Below are 17129 nucleotides of genomic sequence, written 5' to 3' on the forward strand. Positions count from 1 at the left end.
CGGCGGCAGGAGCGGAAACGGAAGAAAACGATAGCGCCATCGGAAGCTCCGATGGCGCTATCGTCGATGGGACGCGAGCCACTCCGTCGAGTGGCTACCTATGCACCAGTGCGATCAGTAGCCGACCGTGAAGCGCTGGCGGATGTGTTTGGGCTTTTCGATCTCGTCGGCCATGACGATGGCGTAATCCTCGAAGGAAATGCTGCTGCCCTTGTCTGACGTCAGCAGCGTATCCTTGCCCAGCCGGTATTTGCCGGTCCGCTCGCCGGCAACGAACAGTGCCGACGGCGACAGCAAGGTCCAGTCGAGATCATTGACCGTCCGCAGCGTGTCGAGGAAGTCGGCGCCCTTCTGCGCCTCGGCCTTGTATATCGCGGGGAAGGTGGGTGTATCGACCAGGCGCTTGCCTGGCGCGACTTCGAGGCTGCCGGCGCCGCCGACGACGAGGTAGCGCTTTACGCCGGAAGCACGAACCGCCGCGATCAGCGTGTCGGGGTCGCTGTCGAGGAAATGCACCGACGAGATCACCGCGTCATGGCCCTTGATCAAGGCGGCAAGGCCGTCTTTGTCGAAGACGTCACCCTTCTTGGCGATTACGCCCGGAAGAGCCGCGATCTTCTCCGGGTTGCGGGCAATGGCGGTAATGGCGTAGCCGCGGTTGGAGAGTTCCTTCAGCAGGCGTGAGCCGACCTGGCCGGACGCGCCGATAAGTGCGATTTTCATTCCGATTTTCCTTTCGTTGGGAGGATGTCTTGCCGGATCACGCCGCCTGGATATGGGCGACGAGATTGTCGTAGCTGCCGAACAGCGCGTTGGCGCCGATCAGGCAGGGCGCCGAAGGGCCGACCACCGCGAGCGCCGGCACGCCATTGGCGTTGAGCCGCTGGAACAGCGACCGGCCGCGCCCTAAAAGATCGCGATACGCCGTCATCAATGCGTCGGTCGGCGCCTTCAGCATCACGGCTGCATCGCTCATCCCGGCATCGGTCAGCACCGTGGCGACGCCTTCGACCGTGACGATATCGCGGCCATCGACGTAGCGGGCGCGCTGGATCGCCTTGAGCGCAGCCAGCCGCCGGCGCGGCTCGTCGAGACCTGCCGCAACAATGCCGAGCGTGGCGGCGCTGGAATCGAGCAAGGTGCCGCTGACATTGAGCACCTTGTCGAGATAGGCCTGGGTGAAACGCTGTCCGCTCAGCCTCTCGATGCGCTGGTCGTTCGACCAGGCATGGGCGGCAAAGCCTGCATCCAGCGGCCGTGCGCCCGCGCCGGAAAACAGCCCGGTCGGCACAAGCTCGAGTGCAATGCCGCTGTCGGCCAGCCTGTCCAGCATCGGTGTGGCGCCATAGCACCAGCCGCAGAGCGGATCGAAAAGATAGGTCACATTTGCTTCGGTCACGGCAAGCCTCATTGGTTGCCGGATAAATGGCAGGCAAGCGGCTTGCGAAAAATGGCGATCAATCGTACAGACTGTCTGATAGAATCAGACAATTAGGTCATGACCGAGCTTCTGAACCTCAACCGGCTCGTCTACTTCACCACCGTGGTCGAGACAGGCTCGTTCACAGCGGCAGCAGACCGGCTCGATGTCGCCAAGGCTGTGGTCAGTCATCAGGTCGGTAAGCTCGAGCAGGAGTTGGGCGCGACGCTGCTGCGGCGCACGACAAGGCGCGTTGCGCCGACGGAGGAGGGGCGCCTGTTCTACGACCGGGCAGCCATCATCCTGCGCGAGGCCGAAGCCGCCTATGGCGACATCTCGCAGAGCGCCTCGAAACCAACCGGGATGCTGCGGCTGACGGCGCCGCTGGACTATGGCGAGAAGGTCGTGGCGCCGACCATCGCCGCCTATCTCCGAAAGTATCCGAAAATGCGGGTCGAGACGATCTTCGATGACGCCGTCAGCAATCTGGTCGACGAGCAGATCGACCTCGGCATCCGCGTCGGCTGGCTGGCCGATTCCAGCAATCTGGCGCGGCGGTTGGGCAGCCTGCAGCAATTCGTCGTCGCCAGCCCGGACCTCGCTACCAGGCTGCCGAAGGATGCCAGCCCCAGGCTGGCGAAGTCACTGCCCTGGGTCGCCAATGCGCAATTGCGCGGCGTCGGCCAGTGGCTGTTTTCGAATGGCGAAGAAACGGTGCTGGCCGAGCTCAATCCGGTGGTCAGCTGTGACAAGACACCGGGCGTGCTGTCCTGCGTGCTGGCCGGCATCGGGCTCGGCATCTTCCCCGACTACAGCGTCGCCGACGACATCACGCGGGGCCGGCTGGTGCGGGTGTTCGCGGATTGGACCTTGCCGTCTGGCGGCATTCATGCCGTCTTTCCGCCGGCGCGCTTCAGGCCGGCCAAGGTGCGCGCCTTTGTCGACCTGCTGGTGGCGGCTGAAAGGCGGCGCGCGCGAAGCGTCGTTGCGGACTGATTTCGATGCTGGTCTGGGCGATCAGGGAACCTTTGTGCGCCCAGCACTTTTGGATATGCTGCGATTCCGAACTGTCAGAAGGGCACTGCCGATGACCACCAAGATCCTTGCGACCTGCGCGCTTGCTCTCGCTGTCGGCTTAAGCCTCTCCAGCGCGGCCATCGCCAAGGAAAAGCATCGTCATCGTCAGCCGGAGCCAGAACGTTACGTTCCCGCCCATCGCGACCTCCTCTACGCCCTGTTCGGCGGCGCGCGCTACTATGACAAAATGCTGATCACCACGGCGGCCGGCCCCTGCTCCTATGACCGGATCGGCCCGGACGCGAATGCGTTGAACAAGATCAACGACCACCATTGCGGGAAGTAGGCGCGACGACGGCGGTGTCTTCCGTCTTCGGCCTGCAACGCTAGTTACCCTGGTGGGATATTTCGATGACTTTCGCCGATCAACACTGGTCTTCGTCCGAAAGGAAGGTCGCCCGCAGCGCCTATGATGAGGCACTGAAGGTGGCGCTCGACAAGACGATGGCCGATCTGAAAAGCAAGGTTGGCGCAGCGACGACGCCGTCCGAGATGTGGGAAGTCGAAGACTTTTTGCGGCAACAGCGACGCAAGCTCGACCAGCTCTTCGACTATCGCTGCTCCCGGCTTATAGAGGTCATCGCCAGTCTCATCAGGCAAGGCTATCTCGAAGAGAATCTCCTTGTGGGCTTGTCGGAAGACAAGCGGCAGATGATCCGAAAGTACTCTGCCTGGAGCGCAGAAGAGTAAGCATCCAGCCCACGGGAACGCAAAGCGCTAACGTAGGATTTGCGCGCCGCGCAATTTGAGCTCAGCCATGGCTTGCCTCCCTGGCATCGGCGGTCGTGCCGCTGTCGTCCTGGGCCATCGCCAGTGGCAAACCCGGTTCGCCTTCCCACAGGATCAGGCTGGCGGCGCCGATCAGCCCTGCGCGGTCGCCAAGCTCGGCCTGCACGATCGGCACGTCGCGGTAGGCCGGCATCGCCCGCTGCTGGACGACCGCCGCGATCGACGGCGCCAGCAGGTCGAAGCCGTTGGACAAACCGCCGCCCATCACGATCAGATCGGGCGAATAGAGGTGCAAAAGATTGGTGAAACCTATGCCCAGCCATTTGGCTTCCGCCTCGATCAGGTCGAGAGCGTCGGCGTCGGCGGCCCGCGCGGCGTCGACGACATGCCTGGCAGAGACGTCGCCGTCATTCGATAGACGCCGCAGCAGCGAGCCGTCGCCCCGCGCGGTCAGCCGCGTGGCACGGCGTCCGAGCGCGGTTCCCGAAGCGACGGCCTCGAAGCAGCCGATGGCGCCGCAAAAGCAGCGGTCGCCTTCGCCGGTGATGGTCATGTGGCCGATCTCGGCCGCCAGTCCGCGCCTGCCGTGATAGATGTGGCCGTCCGCCACGACGCCGCCGCCGATACCGGTCGACACGGTGACGAACACTAGCGATCCGCTGCCGCGTCCGGCACCGAAGCGCCATTCGCCGAGCGCTGCCGCATTGGCGTCGTTCTCCAGCCGCACCGGCAGGCCGAAATGCTGCCCCAGAATGTCGATCAGCGGCACGTCGTGCCAGCCGGCCAGCGTCGGCGGCGCAATCACGATCCCCGCCTTGGGGTCAAGCGGGCCGGGCGCGCCGACGCCGATGCCGGCAATTTCGGCCTGCGGCTGCTGCGCCATGAGATCGCCGGCGAGCGCGATGATCTGGCCGATCACCGCCTCCGAGCCCGCGCCGGCAAGCGTCGGCGCCGAGGCATGAGCTACAATACGGCCATCGCTTTCGACCAGCGCGCCGCGCAGCGCCGTGCCGCCGAGATCGAAGGCGAGTGCAAGCTTGCTCACCAGGCGGCAACCTCCAGCCCGCCCAACCAGGCCATGCGCTGGGCAAGGTCGGGGTCGCCGAAGGCCAACGAGCCCAGCACCACGGTTTCCGCACCTGCGGCGCGCAGCAGCGGCACGGTCTCGTGACGGATGCCACCATCGGCGGCAAGCACGATGTCGGCTTCACGGCCGGCTTTGCGCATCAGCGCGCGCGCCTCGATCAGGCGTGGGCACGCCTGCTCCGACAGGCTCTGGCCCTTGACGCCGATCGAGGTGCCAAGCAGCGTCACGAACGCCACCTTCGGCAGAAAGGGCGCGACAGCCGCGACCGGCGTTTCCAGCCGCAGCACGACACCGGCTTCGGCGCCGAGTTCATGCGCCAGCCGCACGGCGCGCAGACCGGCTTCGCCATTTTCGGCATGGACGCTGATCAGATCGGCGCCGGCCTCGATGAACTGCCGCGTCTGTGCCTCGACGATCTCGGCCTCGACCATCAGATGCACATGAATGGGCTTCGCCGTCAGCTTTGCGATGCGCGCCACCAGATCCGGAAAGAACAGGAAGCCAGGAGTGAAGCGGGCGTCGGCGACATCGATATGGTGCATGTCTGCATGGGCTTCGATGCGTTTGAGGTCGCGCTCCATATTGGCGAGGTCAGCCGACCACAGCGAGAACTCGCCGATCAGCCGGTTGCGCGGCAAGGCGGCGATTGCGGCAGGGCCGGACAGCGATTTGCTCGATGTCATCGTCTCAGGCTCCGTAGCCGCGCATGGTCTGGCGGTTGGTCTTGACTGCTTTGGCCGGATCGGCGGCCGCGGTCTCAGATTCCTCCTCCAGCACCAGCCAGCCGTTGAAGTTGGGTGCGGCGCTGGCGATCTCGATTACTTTCGCCGTATCGCAGACGCCCTTGCCGAGCATCGCCCAGGTGCCGCTGGCATCGACATCCTTCAGGTGCACATAGCGGATGCGGTCACGATAGGTGGTGAGCGTGTCGGCCATGTTCTGACCGCCGCGCAAGATGTGGCCGGTATCAGGCACCCAACCGGCCAGCGACGCGTCGATCAGGCCAAAGATGCGGTCGTAGTCGGCGCGGTCGAACAGCAGCGTGTTGTGATGCGAGCTCGGATGCACCGCGACCTGGACGCCGGCCTTCCGCCCGAGTTCGCCGGCCCTGTTGTAAACCTCGGCGGCGATGGCAAATTTGTCGTCGCGCGGGCCGTCGGAGACGACGGTGGCCGAGCCCATCGACACCAGCGCGCCGGGAAATGCGGCGGCGAAGTCGATCCAGCGCTGCGCCGTTTCGAGGTCGGTGCCGATCTGATCTTGCAACGTAAAGCCGCTCTTCGAGCCGAAGGCGAAGGACACCAGCGTCAGCCCGGATGATTTCAGCGCGACGGCGAACTCGGCCGGCTTGCCGGCATAGCGGCCGATCATCGTGTCGGTGATCTCGATGCCGGCGTAGCCGCCATCGGCGATCGCCTTCAACAGATCGTCGGGACCGCCGGCAAAACGGTCTCCGAGCATTTCCCAGGTAAAGGTTTGGCAACCGACTTTCAGGTCTTTCACGATCATCCTTTCATTCCTTGATACTGCTCCGTGGAACATCCTACTTGACCGAGCCCGCGGTCATGCCGGCGAGGAAGAACCTCTGGGCAACGAGGTAGATAACCAAGAGCGGTAGCGAGCCGAGCACGCTCATCGCCATCATCTGGTTCCATTCGAAGGCGTGCTGCCCCATCAACAGCTGGATGCCGATCGGGACGGTTCGCATGGACGTCGACTTCGTCAGCGTCAGCGCAAAAAGAAACTCGTTCCAGCACAACAGGAATGTGTAGACCGAGGTCGCCACGATGCCAGGCAGTGAAATCGGGACGATCACCCGCCAAAGGGCTGTCCAACTGGTGCCGCCGTCGACCGCCACCGCTTCATCGAGATCGCGGGGCAAGGTGTTCAGATATCCCGTCATCAGCAGGATCGCGTAGGGCAGCGTAAACACCAGGTAAGTCAGGATCAGTGCGACATAGGTGTCGAAGATGCCATATGAGACGACAAGCCCGAAGAAGGGGATCAGAAGCGTGATCGGCGGTATCGTCTGCGTGCTGATGATGAGTGTGTTCAGGCTGCCCTTGCCGCGGAAGTTGAAGCGGCTGAACCCATAGGCCGCCAGCAAGGCTATCAGCACGGTCAGCACGGTCACCGCTCCCGCCACGAAGTAGCTGTTGAAGAAGAAGCGCAGCTTTACCGGGTCGCCAAGAATGGCTGCATACGCTTCCAGCGTGAAGGCCTTCGGCAGGATGGTTGGCGGCAGGGCAAAGATTTCGGTATTCGACTTGAACGAGCTGCTGAGCATCCAGTAGATCGGGAAGGCCGCGAAAAAGAGCCCTGCGGCAAGCGCGACATGGAGGGCGACGGTGATCAGCCTGTCTTTCGGTGTGTGCCTTTTCCTCATGGTTGACTACCGGGCCTTTTGATAGCGGATGTAGAACAGCGTCAGGCCGAGAGAGATCAGCAGGATGACCACGGCGCTCGCCGACGCCTGCGACAGGTTGTAGCTCGAAAACGCCAGCTTGTAGGTGTAGGTGCTGAGGACCTCGGTCGAGTAGATCGGGCCGCCGCCTGTCGTTATCCAGATCAATGGAAAGACCTGCATGGTCCAGATGAAATCGAGCAGCGAGATGCTGATGATGATCGGCATCAGCTGCGGGACGGTGATGAAGATCAGCTTCTGGTAGGCCTTCGCCCCGTCGATATCGGCGGCCTCGTAGAAATCCTTGGGAATGCCCTGCAGGCCTGCGAGCAGGCTGACCATGAAAAGCGGATAGCCCGCCCAGATATTGGCAAAGGTGACGGCGTGCAGCGCGGTCTCGGGCGAGGAAAACCACTCGACCTTGGAGCCAATAATGCCCACCTGCATGAGAATGCTGTTCACGACACCGTTCGGCTCAAGCAGGAGACGCCAGATCACGGCGATGATCACCGCCGTGAACAGCCAGGGCAGTATGTAGAGCACCCGCAGAATGTTGCGCAGCGTCGGATTGATGCGGTCGCTGTTCAGCATGAGTGCGAAGACCATGCCAATGGTCATGTGGAAAACGACACTCATGCATGTGAAGTAGAGCGTGTGCCACAGCGAGGCCCAGAACACCGGATCGTCGAAGATGGCCTGGTAGTGTTTCAGCCCGGCAAAGGATGGGTCACGACGCAGAACCGCGCTGTTCTGGAACGAGTAGCCAATCACCGTCACCATGGGCAGCAACATCAGAAGGCCGATGATGACGAGCGAGGGCGACAAATAGAGATAGGGTGCGATCGCTCGTTTCAGTCTATGGTGAGAGCGCTTCTGCCGGGTCATGTTGCCAACCATGGATAAGCCTTCAAGAGAAGGTGAGCTTCAAAAACAGGGCCATCTCAAATTGCCGATCCGTTGTTGCCGGGTGGCCTGCCCGAAGTCAGGCCACCCGGCCGAAGATAGCAAACGGTAAACAGGCCGATCAGAATTTTGCCATCCAGCCCTTTTGCGCGGCTGCGGCCGCCTCCTCCGGCATTTGCTCACCGGCAAGCATCTTTTGAGCCTGCACGTCGAACTGGGTCATCAGGTCTTCGGCCACAGGCAGGCCCGTGAACTCGTTGGCGAGATAGCCGGTCTTGAAGATTTCGAAAGCCTTGCCGAAAGCCTTGTCCGACGTCACGAAGTCGGGCTTGGCGTTGACGTTGCCCGGGAAGGCGTTTGCGAGCGATACGAGCTTGGCGTTCACCTTTTCACTCATCAAATATTGAACGAGTTTCCAGGCCTCCTCCTGATGTTTCGAGCCCGCAGAGATGCCGATGCCCCACGAGGCATAGGGAAGGCCGCGCTTGCCGGTATAGTTTTCCACGACCGGGACCGGGATGAGGTCGAAGTTCAGCTTGGGATTGCGCTTGCGGATGAGGTTCACATGCGCGAGCGAGTCGATCATCATCCCGACGCGGTCGTTGACGAATTCCTCGACCTTTTCCTGTTCGGTCTTGGTGGCGATGCCGGGCGAGATGGTGCCGGCGTCATTGAGCGATTTGACGAAGGCGAGCATATCCACCACCGGTTTGCCTTCGAGGTCGGGCTTGCCGTTCGCCATCATCGATTGGCCCGATGCCCAGACCCACGACATCAGATCGTTCTGGACTCCGCCGGGAGACTGCAGCGACAGGGGCAGCACCCAGCCATACTGGTTCTTGTCGGCATGGGTCATCTTCTTGGCGGCTTCGAGAAATTCCGCGCGGGTCGACGGTAGCTTGGTCACGCCGGCCTGGGCAGCGAGGTCCAAATTCACGAAGACCGGATAGACGAACGAAGCCACAGGAAACATCACCGCCTTGCCGTCCACCTTGATGATATCGGCGACTTGGGCTTTATCGAACTTGCCCGCATCCATCATCGGGTTCATGTCGGCGAGCGCACCCTGCGCATTCAGATTGTTCACCCACGCGCCGTCGAGACCGACGACATCGCTGAGCGTCCCCGTTGCAGCGCCAACCGAGATCTGGTCTCGCGTGGTCGCGTAAGGGCCGCTGACCAGCGTCACCTTGATTCCGGGGTTTGCGGCCTCGAAGTCATCCATGATTGCCCTGAGCGAGCCGGCCGGCAATTCTGGCTCCCACCATTGCGTAAATTCCAGCGTCGTGTCCGCCATGGCGCCGGTTGCGCCAAGCAACCATGCGGCTGCGGCCATTTTCAGCATCGTGGGTTTTATACGAAACGTCATGTTCTCCTCCTTCTTTAAGATCGACCGCACAATGCTGCCGATCGTCTGGTTATTCAGAAGTCTTCTTCGCAGGCGCCTCGCTCTCGCCTGCGGTCTTCCACGGATCTTCAGATCGCCAGATGCGTCTCGGGATCGAAGAAATGGAACTTGGCATCATCCACGGCCAACCGGATTTCCGAGCCGGAGCGGACGGCGCTGATCGGCTCGAACCTCGCCACCGCGTTCGATGCCAGGCCAAAATCGTCCACCGCGTCCGGATCGCCGGAGTCCACGCGGACCGCGTCGATGTTCAGATGGACGATCTGTTCAGAGCCAAGCTCTTCGATCGAAGTCACCTTTGCCGGTATCGTCTGATACTTGCGGCCCGATTCGAGGCTGCTGTCATAAAGATCCTCCGGTCGGATACCGAACACGACCTTGCGCCCCTCATACGACCGCAAGCCCGGCCTGCCGACGAACGCTGCATCCTGCAGCCGGATGGCGAAGGTGTCGGACATCAGTTCGCCGCCCTTCAGGGTCGCCTCAAAAAGGTTCATCGAAGGAGAGCCGATGAAGCCGGCAACGAAGGCGTTCACCGGCGACGCGTAGAGCCTCTTGGGTGTGTCGACCTGCTGCAGCACGCCGCCTTTCAACACCGCGACCCTGTCCCCCATCGTCATCGCTTCGATCTGGTCGTGGGTCACATATATGGTCGTGACACCGAGCTGCTTTTGCAGGCTGGTGATTTCGGCGCGCATTTGAACGCGTAGTTTCGCATCCAGGTTGGAAAGGGGTTCGTCCATGAGAAAGGCGGCCGGCTCGCGCACCATGGCACGGCCCATGGCAACCCGTTGACGCTGTCCGCCTGAAAGGTTTGCGGGTTTGCTGTCCAGCAAAGACGTCAGCTGAAGAGTTTTGGCGATCTCGTCCACCCGCTTCTTGCGCTCGGCCTTCGGCTTGCCTGCCAGCCGCATCGAAAAGGCGATATTTTCGAACACCGTCATATGCGGGTAGAGCGCGTAGCTCTGGAAGACCATCGCGATGTCGCGGTCCTTGGGCGGCATGTCGACGACGTCGATTCCGCCGATCCGAAGGCTGCCGCTGGAAATGTCCTCCAATCCCGCGATCATTCGCAACGCGGTGGATTTACCGCAGCCGGACGGCCCGACGAGAATCAAGAACTCACCGTCCTCGACCGATAGGTTCAATTGGTCGATTGCGCGAAAATTGTTCCCGTAGGTCTTGCATATATTCTCAAGAATGACTTCTGCCATCTTCCTCCCTCCACAAGTCTAAGCCGCTGTTTTTTCTGACTATTCTCGGCTGTGTTCACTTGCGATATTTCCTCGGACAGTTCAGGTTATGTTCCGGTATCGAGCTGCGCATATTTCAGCTCGACTGCCGACGGAGCGTTCGCCGATGCCAGGAGTTCGGTGACCTGGTCGTCGGTCGGAAGCGCCTCGCGCCCGCCCCGTCCCGTTATCGAAAGAGCCGCGGCCGCGGCCGCGAATGCCACCCGGCCTGCGGTGTCGGCTCCATGCGTCAACGCATGGGCATAGGCGCCATGAAAGCAGTCACCGGCGCCGGTCGAGTCGACGACGGCAACCCGGTGCGGAGGCAGGTGCCAGAGCCCTGTCTCGTCGCGTCCGCGATAATGGACGCCCCTGCCGCCATCGGTCAGAACCACGGCGGACCGCGACGGCAACCACAATGCATCGAGTATCTCGGCGGGCGATCGGCACCCCGTGGCAGTCCGCGCAAAGCCGAGGGGAAGAATGAGATGGTCGCAGAGCGCGATCAGCCGCTCCGTGGCTGGACCGCTGCTCCATTCGATATCGCCGAGGATAGCAAGGCCGAGATCGCGAGCCCGAGCCACGACATCCAGCGACCGGATCGCGTAGCCATCGACGATCAGGACGGTCGCGCGGCTGAGAACCTCGTCCGGAAAGTCCGGCGCGGTGCCCAACATCGCATCGTCGTCATACGCGATGAACCGTTCCCCGTCCGAGCCGACGGTGATCCGCGAGCGCACCGGGCGCGCATCGGCGTGGCGCGGCGCGAACGCGGTTTCAACGCCGCTCGCAACGAGATCGCACAGCACGGCGTCGTCGGCGGCGCTGCCCAGCCATCCGACGAACCCGGCGCTTCCGCCGAGCCGCACGACGGCGGCCAGCGCCGTCGCCACATTTCCCCCGAAAGCACGGGCACTTTGCACAACCTTCCCCTTGCCCGCCGACAACGGCTGATCGACATAGACGATGTCGTCGATCGCGATAGCTCCGAAGCCGAGGATTGAAGGGACGGTGGGCATCGTTCAGGCACCCGCCCTGGCCAGCGCGTCCTGCGCCGAAAGGCCGTCGTGGATGACGCCTCGAAAGGCAAGCGCCGCCTTCTCCGGATCGCCATGCCCCCAGAGATTGCGGCCCACCACGGCGCCGCGCGCGCCGGCACGGATGGCGTCCGCCGTTTGCTGAAGCGCGCCGAGCAGCGTGTCAGTCTTCGGACCACCGGCGATCACGACCGGCACCGGGCAGGTTCGAACGGTCTCACGGAACGACTCGAAATCGCCCGTGTAGCCGATCTTGATCACGTCGACGCCGGACTCGTAGCCGATGCGCGCCGCATAGGCGATCTCGTCGGGGGTGAAGACGATTTTTGCTCCGTCGGTGAAATCGCGAGGGTAGATATGCGCCACCACCGGCATGCCGTAGCGGGCCGCCGCATTCACGGAATCGGTCAGCCAGCGTATGTACTTACCCTCGGTCGCGCCGCGCACCGGAATTGCCACCGCCAGCGCATCGGCGCCAGCGCGCACCGCATCCTCGGGCGTTGCAATCAGCTCACTGATGCGATCGTCCGGGGTGAAGCAGCCCGCCTGGATCACCAGAGAAGCTTGGCCCGCATATTGCGGCCACAGATGGCGCGCGGTGCCGGGCTGAATGCTGACATAGTCGGGTTTGCCCGCCATGACACGCGCAAGCGCGCCCGGCAGGTCGGCAAGGCCGCCTTTGCGCACGTCGCCATAGCCGACGAAGTGGTCGACCGCGCCGCCAAAAAGATTCCCCGATGGATGTGAGAAGAGGCGCGCAAGGCGCACCTGGGTTCCAAGGGTCATGAGTGCAAAATTCTCCAATCGATTGGTTTCAAAATCTCAAACCCAGTGTTTGCGAAAGAAATCACAAAATCAATCTTTCGAAAGCTTTCGAATTTGCGTATTTTCGGTAGAGTGAGCCGAGGCCAGGGCGATCGCCTGGCGCATGGAGGCAAGGACAGGGCAATGTTGTCAGAGCAGAGACGCCAATCGATCCTGGGCGAGGTGCAACGCAGCGGACAGGTTCGCATCAAGGACCTGTCGGACGGTTTTGGCGTGTCGGAAGTCACGGTGCGCTCCGACCTCGAGATACTCGACCGCAAGGGACTGCTGACCAAGACCCGTGGCGGTGCGGTGACCCGGACCACGGATTCGACCACGGCTGCGTTCGCCCGGCGGATGCAAACCAACATCGAGGCAAAGAAACGCATCGCCCTGGCAGCGGTGGATCTCTTCGAGGACAACCAGTCGGTCATCTTCGACGGCGGCTCGACCTTGATGCAGCTTGCCATGCAGCTACCGCCGCTCAGCAATGTCGTGGTCGCGGCCACGGCAATGAATATCGTCCAGCACCTGATGCATCGGCCCGGGCTCGACGTTCACATGATCGGAGGCCGGGTCTATCCAGACACGGTGAGCACGCTGATCACCGATGCCGACACGGCTCTCGGCGGCCTGGTGGCGCATCAGGTCTTCGTTGGAGCGCATGCGATCGACTCCTCGCTGGATGTGGTTGACGTGAACGAAGACATGGCGCGAACGAAACGAAACCTCGTGCGCATGGCCCGGCGCGTTGTCCTCCTTGCGGATTCGAGCAAATGGGGTGTCAGCGGAACGTCCAAGGCATTTTCGCTTTCGAGCGTCGATGTGGTGATCACCGACGATGGGCTGTCCGGCCCGATACGCAGCCAGCTCGATAGGACCGTCGCCAAGGTGATCTATGCCTGAACCTGTCGCGGCCCCTGACCGCGACGGCAAAATCCAATGCACGCATGACCCACGAGCCTGGAACCGGCGGTCGGCCGTCTTTTCATGTCAGACATTGCTCCTCCCAGGCTGGCAGTCTCCCGACACGCCAGCGTTACCACATGCTCTATAAAAATTTTACGCGCGTCAATATTTAAAATGCTCTATACGGATTTCAGGGGTGGACCGCTGCGGTGGGAACGATCTCCGCAACATGCTATTGGCCTCGGAGGAAGAGCTGGAAATGCACGCAAAATCAAAGACAAGGCTCGGCATCGGCGTCATCGGCTGCGGCAACATCTCGATGACCTATCTGCGCAATGCAGCGCTCTTCGGCGGCGTCGAGTTGCGCGCCTGCGCCGACATTTCGGCCGATATGGCTGAACTCCGCGCCAGGGAATATGGCATCCGCGCGCTCGGTGTCGACGCGCTTCTCGCCGACCCCGACATCGAACTCGTGCTGAACCTGACCATTCCGGCGGCGCATTTCGACATTTCGTTTTCAGCACTTTCGGCGGGCAAGCACGTCTTCACCGAAAAGCCGCTGGCGACCTCTGCCGCGGACGGCCGGCGTATTGTCGCCGAGGCGGCAAAGCGGGGCCTGCTGATCGGCTCGGCGCCGGACACGTTTCTCGGTGCTGCCGGCCGGCGGGCGCGCCGGCTGATGGATGACGGCGCCATTGGTAAACCAGTTACCGGCACCGCCTTCATGATGGGACGCGGCATGGAGCACTGGCACCCCAATCCGCAATTCTATTATCAGCCGGGCGGCGGTCCGGTGTTCGACATGGGCCCCTATTACCTGACCATGCTGGTCAATCTGCTCGGTCCGGTCGACCGCGTCATGGCGATGGCGACGCGCGGCCAGGAGGAGAGGCTGATCACCGCCGACGGCCCGTTCAAGAACACGACGTTCAAGGTCGGTACGCCCACCAACATATTGTCGCTGCTCGAATTCCGTTCCGGCGCCACCGTCACCTTCGGCGCCTCGTGGGATGTGTTCAGACACTCCAACCATCCGATCGAACTGCACGGCACCGAGGGTTCCCTCAGGCTGCCCGATCCCGACACGTTCGGCGGCACCGTCTCGCTGTCGGAACGTGGCGCCGACTGGGCCGATTTCGCCAGCGAAAGCGAACTGTACGGCGCCCGCAATTGGCCCTACGCCGCGCCCGACCGCGCCAATTACCGCATGCTCGGCGTCGCCGATCTGTCGCGCGCGCTGAGCATGCGACGAAAGCCGCGCGCCTCGGGCGAACTCGCGTTGCATGTGCTGGAGATCATGGAGGCGATCCTGGCTTCGGGCGAAAGCCGCGGCTCGGTAGCCGTCAACGGCACAGTCGACCAGCCGCCGCTGCTTGGAGAGGAGGAAGCGGCAAGCCTGCTTGCCTGATGGAAATTTTCAAGCTGACTGACGCATCACCAGGGCGGCGTCGAGGCTGACTTTAGGCGTGACGCTCGCTGTATCCTCATTGAGCAAAGCGAGCAGCGTCTCGACGCTGCGCCCCGCCATGGCGGCGAAATCCTGCGCGATGGTGGTCAGAGCGGGGCAGGTGTAGCGGCTCAGCGGATGGTCGTCATGGGCGGCCACGCGCAGGTCGCAGTCCGCCTTGCGGCCGACCTTCTTGCCCTGCGCGAAGGCTGCCGCCATCACGCCGAAGGCCAGGCGGTCGTTGGCGCACAGTATGGTCTTGCCGGGCAGACCCGCGGTCTTGCCCGGCAGGCCGCCAGCCCGAAGCATCTGTTCCATCTGCTCGTAGCCGATGCGCTCGAAATCCCATGTGTAGTCGCTTGTGTTGCCGATCACCACCGGCTCCTGGCCCAGCCGCTGCATGGCGCCGACATAGCTGTTCAGCCGCTCTGGCGAATTGTGGTTGACGTGAGGGATATCGAAATAGACCGGCGCGTCGCCGGAGCGGCAGAGATAGTCGACGATGGTCGAGACACTCTGGGCGTTGTTGTTGCCGACGAAGGGTGCGCCGCCTTCGAGATAGGTGTCGAAATAGACGATCGGCATTGTCTGCGTCAGCTTCTCCAGCGCGCGGCGGTCCGAGCGCAAGCCAAGCGGCGCGATCAGCGCGCCTGAGACTTTCAGCGACAGGATGGTGCGCGTCGCCTCGACTTCGAGCTCGCGCGAACCGTGTGAGGAAATGACGATGGGCCAGTAGCCCTCGTCGCGCAGCCTGAGCTCGATGCGGCTGACCATTTCGGAATAAAAGGGATCGGCCACCGTCGGCACGAGGATGCCGATGCTGCGGGTGCGCTTGCGATTGAGGTTGCGGGCAAACAGATTGGGCTGGTAATCGGACGAGCGCAGCGCCTCCTCGATGCGCTTGCGCGTTGCCGGCTTGACGCTGGTCGGGTCGTCGAAATATTTCGACAGCGTCGGCCTGGAGACGCCGCAGGAGCGGGCGAAATCCTCCATCGTCTTGTGCTTCGTCATTCGATCCCTCGTCTGGCAGGCGCCAGAACCTTGGTCATCGCTGCCCACGGTCCTGCAGCCGGCGCGACGCCACGCAACCTTCAAGACGAAAATTACAGGAAACTTCAGCGGTTTCAACGCGCAATGACAAATTATACCGTGCGTAAATTTATTCAATTGACGCGAAAATTGTCCCGCATCAAAGTCTCGACCGCAGCGAGCAAGCCAAATATCTGGGAAACATGACACAACAGATGGATAAGCTTCTTTCCCAGCTTTATCAGCGGCTCGACGCCGCCGCTGTTGTCACCGGCGATGCGGTCGATCCGCGCTATGGCGACGATCTCGCCGGCAAGGGCGGGGGCCGGCCCGAACTGGTCTTGCGTCCGCGCAGCGCCGCCGAGGTGGCCGAAATCCTGCGCGTTTGCAGCGGCCTTGGCCAGAAGCTGGTCGTCCATGGCGGCCGCACCGGGCTGGCCGGCGCCGCCCGCGTGCAGCCGGGCGAAGCGGTTCTGTCGCTGGAGCGCATGACCGCGGTCGAAGCGCCTGACCGCGCGGCGGCAACCATCATCGCAGAGGCTGGCGTGCCGCTGCAGATGGTGCAGGAAGCAGCCGATGCGGCCGGCCTGATGTTCGGCGTCGACATCGGCGCGCGCGGCACGGCAACGGTCGGCGGCAACATCGCCACCAATGCGGGCGGCATCCGCGTGCTGCGCTACGGCATGTACCGCGCCCAGGTTCTGGGACTGGAGGCGGTGCTTGCCGATGGCTCGATCCTGACCTCGCTGCGCGGCTTGGCCAAGAACAATTCGGGATACGATCTCAACCAGCTGTTCATCGGCAGCGAAGGCACGCTGGGCGTCGTCACGCGCGCCTGCCTGCGCCTGCATCCGAAGCCCGCCACCGAGGTCGCCGCTTTCTGCGCGCTTGGTTCGCTGGACGCGGCTATCGCGCTGCTCGGGCTGCTCAAGCAGCGGCTCGGTCCCTTGCTCTCGGCCTATGAGGTGAATTTTTCGCCACTCTACGGCGCCATGATAGCCGGCATGGCCGCGCCGGCGCCGCTGCCTGCCGGCGCGCCGGTTTATGTTCTGACCGAGATCCAGGGCAATCAAGCCGAGCTGGACGGCGAGCGTTTCGCTTCGGTGCTGATGCAGGCCGTCGAAGACGGCATCGTCGACGACGTGGTCGTCTCGCAGTCGCCACGCGAGTTTCGAGCGCTCTGGGACGTACGGGAAGAGGCCAACCGCTTCCTGTTTGCGATCGAGGGCCTGATCGGTGTCGATATCTCCATTCCGCTGGCGACGATGGCGGCTTTCCTGCGCGACGCCGAAGCGGCGATCCGCGCTAAGGATGGCAGCGCCGAGATCTACGTCTTCGGCCATCTCGGCGACGGCAATCTGCACTATCAGGTCGACACAAGGGAACCGGCCGCCGCCTATGAGATCATGTATCGCGGCGTGGCCGCATGCGGCGGCTCTGTCTCGGCCGAACACGGCATCGGCCTCGACAAGAAGAAATGGCTGGGCCTCGTGCGCAGCGACGCCGAAATATCGGCGATGCACCGCCTCAAGGCGGCGTTCGATCCGCACAACATCCTCAACCCCGGGCGGATTTTCGACATCGCTTGAATGCTACGGGGCATGTTTTGCCGCAATTCCGGACGGAAAACCGCTGCACACTTT

General features: G+C 62.7%; 18 protein-coding genes. 6 read left to right on the plus strand and 12 right to left on the minus strand.

Features of this window, described 5'->3' with window-relative positions; genetic code table 11:
* Nucleotides 1–114: 114 nt before the first annotated feature.
* Together ACWTU9_RS25030 and ACWTU9_RS25035 are read right to left on the minus strand one after the other, a co-directional pair.
* Nucleotides 115–723 carry an NAD(P)-dependent oxidoreductase gene (locus ACWTU9_RS25030; RefSeq protein WP_455860634.1) on the minus strand — a complete coding sequence of 203 codons (609 nt, stop codon included), beginning with the start codon at nt 721–723 and terminating at the stop codon, nt 115–117.
* 37 nt (nt 724–760) lie between these two features.
* Nucleotides 761–1399, minus strand: coding sequence for a DsbA family protein (locus ACWTU9_RS25035; RefSeq protein WP_455860635.1), 639 nt, complete (start codon nt 1397–1399; stop codon nt 761–763).
* Nucleotides 1400–1498: 99 nt separating this feature from the next.
* Here ACWTU9_RS25035 and ACWTU9_RS25040 point away from each other — a divergent pair, with 99 nt between their 5' ends.
* From ACWTU9_RS25040 to ACWTU9_RS25050, 3 genes are all read left to right on the plus strand, one after another.
* Nucleotides 1499–2416: a LysR family transcriptional regulator gene (locus tag ACWTU9_RS25040; RefSeq protein WP_455860636.1), complete on the plus strand. Its 918-nt coding sequence runs from the start codon at nt 1499–1501 to the stop codon at nt 2414–2416.
* A gap of 91 nt (nt 2417–2507) precedes the next feature.
* Nucleotides 2508–2783, plus strand: coding sequence for a hypothetical protein (locus ACWTU9_RS25045; protein WP_455860637.1), 276 nt, complete (start codon nt 2508–2510; stop codon nt 2781–2783).
* A gap of 65 nt (nt 2784–2848) precedes the next feature.
* Nucleotides 2849–3187: a hypothetical protein gene (locus ACWTU9_RS25050; protein ID WP_455860638.1), complete on the plus strand. Its 339-nt coding sequence runs from the start codon at nt 2849–2851 to the stop codon at nt 3185–3187.
* Nucleotides 3188–3248: 61 nt separating this feature from the next.
* Here the strand turns inward: ACWTU9_RS25050 and ACWTU9_RS25055 are convergent, their stop codons facing one another.
* The 9 genes from ACWTU9_RS25055 to ACWTU9_RS25095 all read right to left on the minus strand — a co-directional run bounded on the left by ACWTU9_RS25055 (nt 3249) and on the right by ACWTU9_RS25095 (nt 12083).
* Entirely contained in the window at nt 3249–4271 is a 1023-nt protein-coding gene (locus ACWTU9_RS25055; protein WP_455860639.1) for an ROK family protein, read from the minus strand.
* Nucleotides 4268–4996, minus strand: a complete 729-nt coding sequence (locus ACWTU9_RS25060; RefSeq protein WP_455860640.1) for a ribulose-phosphate 3-epimerase — start codon at nt 4994–4996, stop codon at nt 4268–4270. Before ACWTU9_RS25060 ends, ACWTU9_RS25055 begins: the two co-directional genes overlap by 4 nt.
* A gap of 4 nt (nt 4997–5000) precedes the next feature.
* Complete coding sequence (locus ACWTU9_RS25065) at nt 5001–5822, minus strand: sugar phosphate isomerase/epimerase family protein (RefSeq protein WP_455860641.1); 822 nt, start codon at nt 5820–5822, stop codon at nt 5001–5003.
* Nucleotides 5823–5856: 34 nt separating this feature from the next.
* Complete coding sequence (locus ACWTU9_RS25070) at nt 5857–6699, minus strand: carbohydrate ABC transporter permease (protein WP_455860642.1); 843 nt, start codon at nt 6697–6699, stop codon at nt 5857–5859.
* A gap of 6 nt (nt 6700–6705) precedes the next feature.
* Nucleotides 6706–7602, minus strand: a complete 897-nt coding sequence (locus tag ACWTU9_RS25075) for a carbohydrate ABC transporter permease (RefSeq protein ID WP_455860696.1) — start codon at nt 7600–7602, stop codon at nt 6706–6708.
* A gap of 139 nt (nt 7603–7741) precedes the next feature.
* Nucleotides 7742–8989 carry an ABC transporter substrate-binding protein gene (locus ACWTU9_RS25080; protein WP_455860643.1) on the minus strand — a complete coding sequence of 416 codons (1248 nt, stop codon included), beginning with the start codon at nt 8987–8989 and terminating at the stop codon, nt 7742–7744.
* 107 nt (nt 8990–9096) lie between these two features.
* The gene (locus tag ACWTU9_RS25085; RefSeq protein ID WP_455860644.1) at nt 9097–10242 is read right to left on the minus strand and encodes an ABC transporter ATP-binding protein; all 1146 of its coding nucleotides are present in this window, start codon (nt 10240–10242) and stop codon (nt 9097–9099) included.
* 86 nt (nt 10243–10328) lie between these two features.
* Nucleotides 10329–11279 (minus strand): PfkB family carbohydrate kinase, encoded by a 951-nt coding sequence (locus ACWTU9_RS25090; protein ID WP_455860645.1) that lies wholly within the window; start codon nt 11277–11279, stop codon nt 10329–10331.
* A gap of 3 nt (nt 11280–11282) precedes the next feature.
* Complete coding sequence (locus ACWTU9_RS25095; protein ID WP_455860646.1) at nt 11283–12083, minus strand: aldolase; 801 nt, start codon at nt 12081–12083, stop codon at nt 11283–11285.
* A gap of 162 nt (nt 12084–12245) precedes the next feature.
* Here ACWTU9_RS25095 and ACWTU9_RS25100 point away from each other — a divergent pair, with 162 nt between their 5' ends.
* Nucleotides 12246–13007 carry a DeoR/GlpR family DNA-binding transcription regulator gene (locus tag ACWTU9_RS25100; protein ID WP_455860647.1) on the plus strand — a complete coding sequence of 254 codons (762 nt, stop codon included), beginning with the start codon at nt 12246–12248 and terminating at the stop codon, nt 13005–13007.
* Nucleotides 13008–13269: 262 nt separating this feature from the next.
* On the plus strand, nt 13270–14418 hold the full coding sequence (locus ACWTU9_RS25105) for a Gfo/Idh/MocA family protein (RefSeq protein WP_455860648.1): 1149 nt from the start codon (nt 13270–13272) through the stop codon (nt 14416–14418).
* Nucleotides 14419–14427: 9 nt separating this feature from the next.
* Here ACWTU9_RS25105 and ACWTU9_RS25110 read toward each other — a convergent pair whose 3' ends face one another.
* Complete coding sequence (locus ACWTU9_RS25110; protein WP_455860649.1) at nt 14428–15468, minus strand: LacI family DNA-binding transcriptional regulator; 1041 nt, start codon at nt 15466–15468, stop codon at nt 14428–14430.
* Nucleotides 15469–15701: 233 nt separating this feature from the next.
* Between ACWTU9_RS25110 and ACWTU9_RS25115 the strand changes: the two genes are divergently transcribed.
* Nucleotides 15702–17075, plus strand: coding sequence for an FAD-binding oxidoreductase (locus ACWTU9_RS25115; protein ID WP_455860650.1), 1374 nt, complete (start codon nt 15702–15704; stop codon nt 17073–17075).
* Nucleotides 17076–17129: the final 54 nt, after the last annotated feature.

This window comes from Mesorhizobium sp. 128a (genome assembly GCF_053848025.1).

Excerpts from the sequence above, each read along its gene's own strand:
- ACWTU9_RS25030 (WP_455860634.1), bottom strand. The coding sequence starts at position 723 with ATGAAAATCGCACTTATCGGCGCGTCCGGCCAGGTCGGCTCACGCCTG.
- ACWTU9_RS25040 (WP_455860636.1), top strand. The coding sequence starts at position 1,499 with ATGACCGAGCTTCTGAACCTCAACCGGCTCGTCTACTTCACCACCGTG.
- ACWTU9_RS25045 (WP_455860637.1), top strand. The coding sequence starts at position 2,508 with ATGACCACCAAGATCCTTGCGACCTGCGCGCTTGCTCTCGCTGTCGGC.
- ACWTU9_RS25050 (WP_455860638.1), top strand. The coding sequence starts at position 2,849 with ATGACTTTCGCCGATCAACACTGGTCTTCGTCCGAAAGGAAGGTCGCC.
- ACWTU9_RS25060 (WP_455860640.1), bottom strand. The coding sequence starts at position 4,996 with ATGACATCGAGCAAATCGCTGTCCGGCCCTGCCGCAATCGCCGCCTTG.
- ACWTU9_RS25065 (WP_455860641.1), bottom strand. The coding sequence starts at position 5,822 with ATGATCGTGAAAGACCTGAAAGTCGGTTGCCAAACCTTTACCTGGGAA.
- ACWTU9_RS25070 (WP_455860642.1), bottom strand. The coding sequence starts at position 6,699 with ATGAGGAAAAGGCACACACCGAAAGACAGGCTGATCACCGTCGCCCTC.
- ACWTU9_RS25075 (WP_455860696.1), bottom strand. The coding sequence starts at position 7,602 with ATGACCCGGCAGAAGCGCTCTCACCATAGACTGAAACGAGCGATCGCA.
- ACWTU9_RS25080 (WP_455860643.1), bottom strand. The coding sequence starts at position 8,989 with ATGACGTTTCGTATAAAACCCACGATGCTGAAAATGGCCGCAGCCGCA.
- ACWTU9_RS25085 (WP_455860644.1), bottom strand. The coding sequence starts at position 10,242 with ATGGCAGAAGTCATTCTTGAGAATATATGCAAGACCTACGGGAACAAT.
- ACWTU9_RS25090 (WP_455860645.1), bottom strand. The coding sequence starts at position 11,279 with ATGCCCACCGTCCCTTCAATCCTCGGCTTCGGAGCTATCGCGATCGAC.
- ACWTU9_RS25095 (WP_455860646.1), bottom strand. The coding sequence starts at position 12,083 with ATGACCCTTGGAACCCAGGTGCGCCTTGCGCGCCTCTTCTCACATCCA.
- ACWTU9_RS25100 (WP_455860647.1), top strand. The coding sequence starts at position 12,246 with ATGTTGTCAGAGCAGAGACGCCAATCGATCCTGGGCGAGGTGCAACGC.
- ACWTU9_RS25105 (WP_455860648.1), top strand. The coding sequence starts at position 13,270 with ATGCACGCAAAATCAAAGACAAGGCTCGGCATCGGCGTCATCGGCTGC.
- ACWTU9_RS25110 (WP_455860649.1), bottom strand. The coding sequence starts at position 15,468 with ATGACGAAGCACAAGACGATGGAGGATTTCGCCCGCTCCTGCGGCGTC.
- ACWTU9_RS25115 (WP_455860650.1), top strand. The coding sequence starts at position 15,702 with ATGGATAAGCTTCTTTCCCAGCTTTATCAGCGGCTCGACGCCGCCGCT.